Here is an 8,417-nt window from a genome sequence, read left to right on the forward strand (position 1 = left end):
CGAAGGCCGCGAAGAACGCGAAGGCCGCGAAGGCCGACAGGACCGTGCGGGCCGTCGTACGCGAGAACCTCGCCGCCGTCCGGCTGCTGATCGGCACCGCGATCCGGGTGGACCGGCGGCGCGGGCTGCTCGTTCTGATCGTCTCCCCGCTCCTGAACGTCGTCGCGGCGCTGCAGGCGATCGGCCTGCAGTGGATGGTCGACGGCGCCGTCGACCACGACCGCGCCCAGACGGTGCGGGGCGCGCTGCTCCTGCTGGTGGTCACCGTGCTGGTCCATCAGGCCACCGCGGTCGCGACCGACGTACGTCTGGTGCTGCAGCACCGGGTGGGCCTCGAGTTCGACCGCCGGCTGATGAATCTGTGCTCGAAGCCGCCGCACATCGGGCACTACCAGGACCCCGAGTTCCTGGACACCGCCGAGGTGGTGCGGCAGCGGCGCGGCGAATTCGGCGGCGCCCTGGCCGCGTTCGTGGAGAACGCCAACCTGCTGGCCAGGTTCGTGGCCGCGCTGGTCCTGCTGATCACCGCGAGTCCGCTGCTCGCCCTGCTGCCGCTGACCGTGCTCCCGCTGGCGGCGGCCAACCGGTGGCAGGCCCGTCTGGTCACGGCGGCCGAGCGCGCAGGCGCCGAGGCCGACCGCCGCCGGATGGCCCTGTTCTCCCTGGCCACCGATCCCGCGCCGGCCCGCGAAGTCCGGCTCTACCGGCTCGCCGACGAGATCGCGGCGCGTCACCGGGACGCGTTCGCCGCCGCGAGCGGACCGCGCGAGGCGGCCCGGGCCAAGGGCGCGATCGCCGTCGCGGCGGGGTGGCTGCTCTTCGGCTCCGCGCTCATCGGCGGTCTGTACGTCGTGTCGCGGTCGGTGATCCACGGCTCGGGCTCGGCGGGCCAGGCCGTGCTCGTCCTGCTCCTGAGCACGCGACTCGTCGGCGCCACCACCGGGCTCGGCTGGCTGCTCGGGTGGCTGCGCCGCTCGCTCGACACGGTCGCGCTGTATCTGCGGCTGGTCGACTACCCGCACTCCGGTGGGACGCACGGGAACGCCGGAGCTGACGCGCGCGGCGGAGCCGACGGGGCGGGCACGATGCTTCCACCACGGGGCGACCTCGTCCTCGAAGGGGTCTCGTTCACCTACCCGGGCCGCTCGGCTCCCGCGCTGGGACCCGTCGACCTGCGGCTGCCCCGAGGGGCCACGGTCGCGGTCGTGGGGGACAACGGCGCGGGCAAGTCCACGCTGGTCGCCCTGCTCGCGGGGCTCCAGCCGGTGTCGGCCGGGCGGATCGCGTTCGGCGGCCAGGACCTGTCGGAGCTGCCCGCGGACCAGTGGCGGGCCCGCGTGACGGCCTGCTTCCAGGACTTCTGCCGGTTCGAGCTGCTCGCCCGCGAGGCCGTCGGCCTGGGCGACCTCGGGGCGCTCGACGACCCGGCGGCCGTCCGGGCGGCCCTGGAGTCGGCCGGCGCGGCCGAGGTCGTGGCGGGCCTGTCGGCGGGGCTCGACACCCAGCTCGGCCGGACCATGCCGGACGGCACGGACCTGTCCGCCGGCCAGTGGCAGAAGCTCGCGCTCGCCCGCGCCCGGATGCGTACCGCACCCGCCCTCGTCCTCCTCGACGAGCCCGCCGCCAGCCTCGACCCGGGCAGCGAGGCCGAGTTGCTGCGCCGCTACCTGCGGGGCAACGGGCCCGCGTCGGACACCATCACCGTCATCGTGTCGCACCGTTTCTCGACGGTGCGCGACGCGGACCTCATCGTGGTCCTGGACGGCGGCAGGATCGTCGAACAGGGCACGCACGCCGAGCTGTTCGCCCAGGGCGGCCGCTACGCGGACATGTACACGCTCCACGCGGCGGCCTACTCCACCGGTCCCGTGGTCCGCTCAGCTCCTGCCGAGGACGGCCGGAAGGTCGCGCCGGGAGTGCACACCGAGCTTGCGGTAGATCCGGGCGAGGTGGCTCTCCACGGTACGAACGGACAGGGCGAGCCGGTCGGAGATCGCGCGGTCGGACAGGCCCCCGGCGGCCAGTGAGGCGATCTCCACCTCCCGGGCGGTGAGCGCCTCGGTCGGGGCCGCCGCCCGGGCGACGCCGAGCCGCTCACGCAGCCGGCTCACCAGCACCACCGCGTCTCGGAGGCGGTGGCCGCCCTCCCGGCGCAGGGCGGCCACCGCCGCTTCGGCGAGCCGCCACGCCTGCGCGCTCATGCCGAGGGCCTCGAGCCGGGCGGCGTGGTCGAGCAGTTCGGCGCCGTTGTCGCGGGTCAGCGCGAGTACTGCCGCCGCTCCGGCGACCAGCCGGGGCGCGTCGACGTGGCGTACGGCGACGGCGAGCCGCTCCACGACGCCGGGCGGCGGCTTCTCGGGCGCGAGCCAGGCCGCGTACGTCAGGTACTCCACCTCGACCGCCCGGCAACCGGCGTCCCGGGCCGCATCGGCGGCGGTCCGCACCGACGCCGCCGCGGTCATGAGGTCACCCCGGGCCGCCGCCACGGCGGCGTGTGCCCAGGGCACCTGGCCCGGGACGACGGCGACCGGGTCGGACCGGCAGCCGGCCAGGATGCGTTCGGCGGCGTCGGGCTGTCCTTCCTCGGCCAGGCAGACAGCCAGCCAGCAGGACGCCTCCGTGCGGAAGAGGCGCCGACCGCCGGACTGCTGCCCCACCGCCTCCCGCAGCAGCGCGATCGCCTCCGGCCGACGGCCGAGGACCCACTGGAGATAGCCGCCGAGCAGCGCCGACTCGGCGCCCTGCTGCTGTCCCGGTACGTCCGGGCGGCGGTCGCGGTCGTCCGCGGCCGACGCGTCTGGCGCGTCGGCCGTGTCAGCCGTGCCGTTTGTGCTATTTGTGCCGTTTGTGCCTTCCGAGGGCCACAGCAGCCGGACGTCCCGTACGACAGCCGCGAGTTCGGCCAGGTGCGGCGGGCAGGACCCGTCTGTCGGTGCTTCCTCGGCGAGCGCGACAGCCTCCTTCGTACGTCCGGTCAGCGCGAGGCAGACGGCGAGGGTCAGGCGGGCGGACGCGACGCCCGGCCCGCGCGCCGGACGGCGCAGGATCCGCTCGGCGGCACCCATGGCCGCGCCCGTGCGGCCGCCGAAGAGCAGCACCAGCGCGTATGTGCCGTCCAGGGCGGCCAGTTCGGCGGGCACGGACACCTCGGTGCGCAGCGCGTCGAGTTCCACGGCGGCGCGTGCCGGATCGCGGTCGGCCCAGCAGCGGTGCTCGGCGAGCGCGATGGCCTGCGCCAGCCGTGTGTCCGGTTCGGTCGCCTCGGCTCGGGCCCGTTCCAGGACCCTCCGCGCCTGGGCTTCGTCGCCGAGCTCCACCAGTGCGCGGGCCAGCGGGACGGCGGCGGCGCCGGACTGGTGCAGGGCCCGGCGCGCGAAGCGGCAGGCGAGGTCGGGGTCGTGCCGGTAGGTCGTCTCGGCCGCCCGGATCAAGAGACCGGCGTCGACGGGGCCGTGGGCGTCCAACTGCCAGCGGGCCCGTGTCACTTGATCCGGTTCCGGCAGTGTGCTCGCGGCGAGCAGGGCGCCCGCGAGCCGGCGGCGGCGCAGCAGGGGCAGCCGCTGGCGTGCCGCCGCGCCCAGCATCGGCCCGCTCAGCCGCACCAGGATCTGGCCGTCGTGTTCGGCCGTGCGGACGTAGCCCCTGGCCTCCAGGCACTCGACGACGTCGGGGGCCACCGCCTCCAGGACGGGCAGCGGGAGCGGTTCGCCCAGGGCGACGGCGTCCAGGGCGTCCCGCTGCACCGGCCCGAGGCCGCGCAGCTCACGGTCGAACAGCTCGGCAAGGCGCGGCGGCACGGTCACCGGGCCGCGCCACCACCACAGGCCGCACGTCTGCCGCAGGCGGCCCGTCACCCTGGCGTACCGGACCAGTTCGGTCACGAACAGCGGGTTTCCGCCGGTCCACCGGAACAGGAGGTCCACGGTGGTCCGCGCCGCCTCGCCGTTGACCAGCGCGCACGCCAGCCGTGCGGTGTCGGCGGGGCTGAGCGGCGTCAGGTCGACGCGTTCCAGGTACTTGTCCTTCCACAGCGCCACCACGGCGTCCGGCATCTCCAGGCCGGAGCGGGCGGCGACGACCAGACGCAGGCTTCCCTCGGCGGCCAGGTTCAGCGCCAGGACCGCGGACCACTCGTCGAGCCGGTGCACGTCGTCGATGACGAGCACCGGGGTGCGCTGTCCGGCACGGCGGCCCAGTTCGCGGCAGACCAGGCCGTACGTCCGGCCGTGGTCGAGCGGCGCGTCGACGCAGAGCAGTCCCCGGAACACGCCGAAGGGAATGCGCCCGCCCGCCTCGGTGGCCGCCGCCCAGACGACTTCGAAGCGCGCGGGGTCGAGCCGGCGCGTCACGGCGGAGAGCAGCGCCGTCTTTCCGACACCGGCGGGCCCGATCACCGCCACGCCCCGCTTGGCCATAATGGCGCCCAGCACCTGCTTCTGTTCCTGATCCTTGGCGACCAGCGTTCCGGCACCCAGATCGTGCGGCATTGTTTCTCCCCCGTGCGACTCCCCCGCCCGCCTTCCGCCGCGCGACGGATCGGCGGCGCCGTGACAGGTGCGCCGACAGCGCCTCGCCATCGCGGTCCTGACGCGTGGTCATCGCAGTCCTGACACGTCGTCAACGCAGTCCTGACGCGTCGTCATCGCATTTCTGAGGCGTGCGGACTGGCAAGGCGTGGGATTCGTATCTCAAATGGCGTGACCGGACCGGTCACGGACGTCGCATTCGAAGCGAGCGTTTCGCACCGAAGCGATGAAGGAATCTCTCCGGACTGAGAGATCCCCTGACAAGACCCCGCAGAACAATTCTCCCTGTCGGACTTTCGACTCAGGAAGTACCTGACAACTTCCCGGGAAGCGCCTGACAACTTCCCATAAGATCCGGCCACATTGCTTTGGTCTCGGCCCTTTTGGCCGGAACTCGGCCAGGAGCGTCGGATTCCCGGTCGTCAGCCTTGTCGTACGCCGGGCGCGTGCACAGGGCGGCCGAAGGAACGCCGGTAGGCGGCGGGCGTGGTGTGCACCAGGGCGCGGAAGCGCCTGCGGAGGTTGGCGGCCGAGGACAGGCCGACGCGGACCGCGACGGTCTCCACGGGGAGTTCGGTCTCCTCCAGCAGGGCCCGGGCCGCGGCGACGCGCTGCTGGAGCAGCCATCGGCCGGGGCTGACGCCGAGTTGGCCGGCGAACCTGCGGGCGAGTGTGCGCGGCGAGATCCTGGCTCGCGCGGCGAGGTCGTCGACGGTGAGGGGTTGGTGCAGCCGTTCGGTGGCCCAGTCGAGGACGGGGGCCAGCGAGGGCGGTGGGGGGTCGGCGGGGGGCGCGGTGCTGTACTGGAGCTGTCCGCCCTCGCGGTGCGGGGGCATCACCATGTGCCGGGCGATGTGGGCGGCGTGGGCGGCGCCGTGGTCGGCGCGGGCCAGGTGCAGGCACAGGTCGATGCCGGCGGCGGTGCCGGCGCTGGTGGCGATGTCGCCCAGGTCGATGTACAGCGCCTCGGCTTCGACGCGCACCTCGGGGAAGCGGGCGGCGAGTTCACCGGCGAGCCGCCAGTGGGTGGTCGCCCTGCGCCCGGCCAGCAGCCCGGCCTGGGCCAGCAGAAAGGCGCCCGAGCAGATGGCGACGGTGCGGGCGCCCCGGCGGTGGGCTCGCTGGAGCGCCTCGATCACCGCGGGCGGCGCGGCCTCCTCGCGCTGGTGCATGCCGGGGATCACCACCGTGTCCGCCGCGTCGAGTGCCGTCAGGTCCTCGCTGACCACCATGTCGTATCCCGCCAGGGTCGGCACGGCTCCCGGGCGTTCGGCGCACACCGTGAACGCGTAGCGACTCGGCAGGCCGGGGCGGCGCACGCCGAAGACCTCGGCCGCGCACGCCAGCTCGAACGTGGACTGCGGCGGCAGGACCAGCGCGACCACTCGGTGAACGCTCATGGCAGCAAAGTACCCGTGGGCGTCAATCCAGACACTGGGCGGGGTGATCGTCCGCCATGACGATGGGGTCATGACGCGAGACTCAAGTGACGTACAGATCTTGAACGTTGACGAGGTCGACCCCGTCGAGGTCGTCCCCGGCATCCTCCGGCGGCGGCTGCCGGCCACCGAGTGGGCCCGCGGCTGGATGTACGACTTCGCGCCGGGCACCGAGTGGCCCGAGGTCGACGTGCACGAGGGCGAAGAGCGCTACTACGTGATCTCCGGCGAGTTCATCGACCGCGGACAGCGGCTCGGGCCGGGCAGCTACGTCGTGTTCGCGCCGGGCAGTACGCATCGCCCCCGCACCGAGACCGGCGCGCGGATGCTGGGCATCAGCGTCCTCCCCCGGTAGCCGCGCGCCGCACTTCAACGAGCTCGAGAGGACGTGATGTTGTGGAGAACCGGCTCGCCCACGGTCTGGGGAGCCGAGACGCTGTCCCTGACCCGGGCCGACGGCAAGCGGCAGATGTCCGTCGCGATGAACCTCGTACGGTGGAACACGCTGGACTCCGGGGGCAAGTCGCAGTGTCACCCCATCGACGACGCGCTGAAGGCCCTGTACCGGCAGGCACTTTGAATTCCCGTGCGCCGTCGGGGGTAGGAAGGAGGTCGTCCTTCCTGCTTGCGGGCAGGTGGTTGCGACTGGCGTGGGAGTAGCCGTGGTGAGTAGGCGCCATCTGCTGGCCGGACCGGTCGGGGCGGCGGCAGCCATGGCCGCCTTGGGCCCGTCGGCCGGGCCGGGCCGCTCCGGCGCCGCGGGTGAGGCGCGGGTCGTCGTGGACGGGCGGCCGGACTGGGGCGAAGTGCGGGCGCAGTTCCGGATGGAGCCCGGCTGGGTGAACTTGGCGATGTTCTATCTGGCGTCGCATCCACGTGTGGTGCGTGAGGCAGTGGATCACCTGTGCCGGCAGATCGACGCCAACCCGCTGTCGGTCGCCGAGGGGCTGTCCCTGGCCGATGGCCCGACCGGCTGGCCGCGGGTCCGGGCCGCTCTGGCCGACTACCTCGGGGCGCGGCCCGAGCAGCTCGCGATGACCGCCAGCACCACCGTCGGTCTCGGGGTGGTCTACAACGGGGTGCGTACCCGGCCGGGCCAGGAGTTCGTCCTGAGCGACAACGATCACTTCACTCACGTGGAGGCGGCCCGGCTCGCGGCGGACAAGCACGGTGCCGGGGTGCGGGTGTGCTCGTGGTTCCACGACCCCGCGCAGGCCACCGCCGAGGAGATCACGCGGGCGATCCGGAATCAGATTCGTCCCCACACCAGGGTGCTGGGCGTCACCTGGGTGCAGTCCAGCACGGGAGTCCGGATGCCGGTGCGGCGGATCGCCGAGGTGGTGCGGCAGGCGAATCAGGGCCGCAGGGAAGCCGACCGCTGTCTGCTGGTGGTGGACGGCGTGCACGGCCTGGCCGCCGTCGACCAGGACGGGGCGCGCCTGGGAGCGGACATCCTGGTCGCCGGAACGCACAAGTGGCTGTTCGGGCCCCGCGGCACCGGGCTGGTGTGGGTCTCTCCCCAGGCACTCGATCACGTGCGGCCGACGTTCGCCGCCTTCGTGCGCGGCGGCGGAGCGTCACCCTTGTCCCCGGGCGGCTTCCTGGCCTTCGAGCACGCCTTCGCTCTCCCGGTGTCCGTCGCCTTCCACCAGTCGCTCGGCCGGGCCCGTGTTGCCGACCGCATCACGGAACTGTCCACCCGGGTCAAACAAGGTCTGGCCCGCACCCCGGGCGTGACGCTGCGTACTCCCCCGGCACCCGAGCTGTCCGCGGGCATCACCTGCTTCAGCGTGCGCGGCCACAGCAACGAGGAGGTGGTGGCCCGCGCCGCGGAGCGAAAGGTCCGGCTGTCCCACGCGTCCAACCCGAGCCGACCCTTCCCGCGCATCGGCACGGGCATCATGAACACACCCGACGACGTCGACACCGCACTGACCGCGATCGCCGACATCGCACGCTGAGAGCCCGTATGTGGTCAACCTCGCTCCGTGCGAGGCCGGACGAGCGGCCCAGTTGTGGAGTCCGGAGACTGTATCCGGCCACGAGGATCTGATCCGCAACGCCGCAGGCGGGAGGCAATCGACGCGGATGTGGGGTTGGATCTCCCGCGAGACCCCGCCGACGCCGTCCGCGTCGCCACTTCGTTCTGGAGCTCCGTGAACCGCCGCGCGACGTCGTCCTGCTCCACCGCCAGGCCGATCTCGACCGACTCGCCCGCAGCCGCCGCATCGACTGGACGGCCGTCCGCGCGACACCCGAGGCTCACCGCTCACCGCCGGCCGCCCTCCCGACGAAGACGTCGGCCGCGCGGTGACGGCGACGACGAACGCGAGCGCGGCACACGCTCGGTCGTTGCGCTGCCCTGTCGGCCCGAGCCGTCTTCGACGCCACAAGCCGCTTCCACGCCCCCTCGATCTGGTGGGGTGCGGGCGCGGTGGTCCCATCCTCCATC

5 protein-coding genes and 1 pseudogene are annotated in these 8,417 nt (G+C 73.3%); 4 read left to right on the forward strand and 2 right to left on the reverse strand.

The window, feature by feature from the left end:
• Positions 1 to 1,085: 1,085 nt before the first annotated feature.
• A pseudogene (locus STRAU_RS43555) lies at positions 1,086 to 1,610 on the forward strand (ATP-binding cassette domain-containing protein); the annotation flags it as partial.
• A 267-nt stretch (positions 1,611 to 1,877) separates the two neighbouring features.
• Here the strand turns inward: STRAU_RS43555 and STRAU_RS40130 are convergent.
• Together STRAU_RS40130 and STRAU_RS11300 are read right to left on the reverse strand one after the other, a co-directional pair.
• Positions 1,878 to 4,487, reverse strand: coding sequence for a helix-turn-helix transcriptional regulator (locus STRAU_RS40130; protein WP_078621135.1), 2,610 nt, complete (start codon positions 4,485 to 4,487; stop codon positions 1,878 to 1,880).
• Between the two features lie 461 nt (positions 4,488 to 4,948).
• The gene (locus STRAU_RS11300; protein ID WP_037658664.1) at positions 4,949 to 5,926 is read right to left on the reverse strand and encodes a helix-turn-helix domain-containing protein; all 978 of its coding nucleotides are present in this window, start codon (positions 5,924 to 5,926) and stop codon (positions 4,949 to 4,951) included.
• Positions 5,927 to 5,996: 70 nt separating this feature from the next.
• Here STRAU_RS11300 and STRAU_RS11305 point away from each other — a divergent pair, with 70 nt between their 5' ends.
• The 3 genes from STRAU_RS11305 (at position 5,997) to STRAU_RS11315 (ending at position 7,926) form a co-directional block, all read left to right on the forward strand.
• Positions 5,997 to 6,320 carry a cupin domain-containing protein gene (locus STRAU_RS11305; protein ID WP_037658666.1) on the forward strand — a complete coding sequence of 108 codons (324 nt, stop codon included), beginning with the start codon at positions 5,997 to 5,999 and terminating at the stop codon, positions 6,318 to 6,320.
• Between the two features lie 36 nt (positions 6,321 to 6,356).
• On the forward strand, positions 6,357 to 6,545 hold the full coding sequence (locus tag STRAU_RS11310) for a hypothetical protein (RefSeq protein WP_016640427.1): 189 nt from the start codon (positions 6,357 to 6,359) through the stop codon (positions 6,543 to 6,545).
• Between the two features lie 82 nt (positions 6,546 to 6,627).
• Complete coding sequence (locus STRAU_RS11315; protein ID WP_016640428.1) at positions 6,628 to 7,926, forward strand: aminotransferase class V-fold PLP-dependent enzyme; 1,299 nt, start codon at positions 6,628 to 6,630, stop codon at positions 7,924 to 7,926.
• Positions 7,927 to 8,417 lie beyond the last annotated feature (491 nt).

This window comes from Streptomyces aurantiacus JA 4570 (assembly GCF_000414115.1).
GTDB classification, from domain to species: Bacteria; Actinomycetota; Actinomycetes; order Streptomycetales; family Streptomycetaceae; genus Streptomyces; species Streptomyces aurantiacus_A.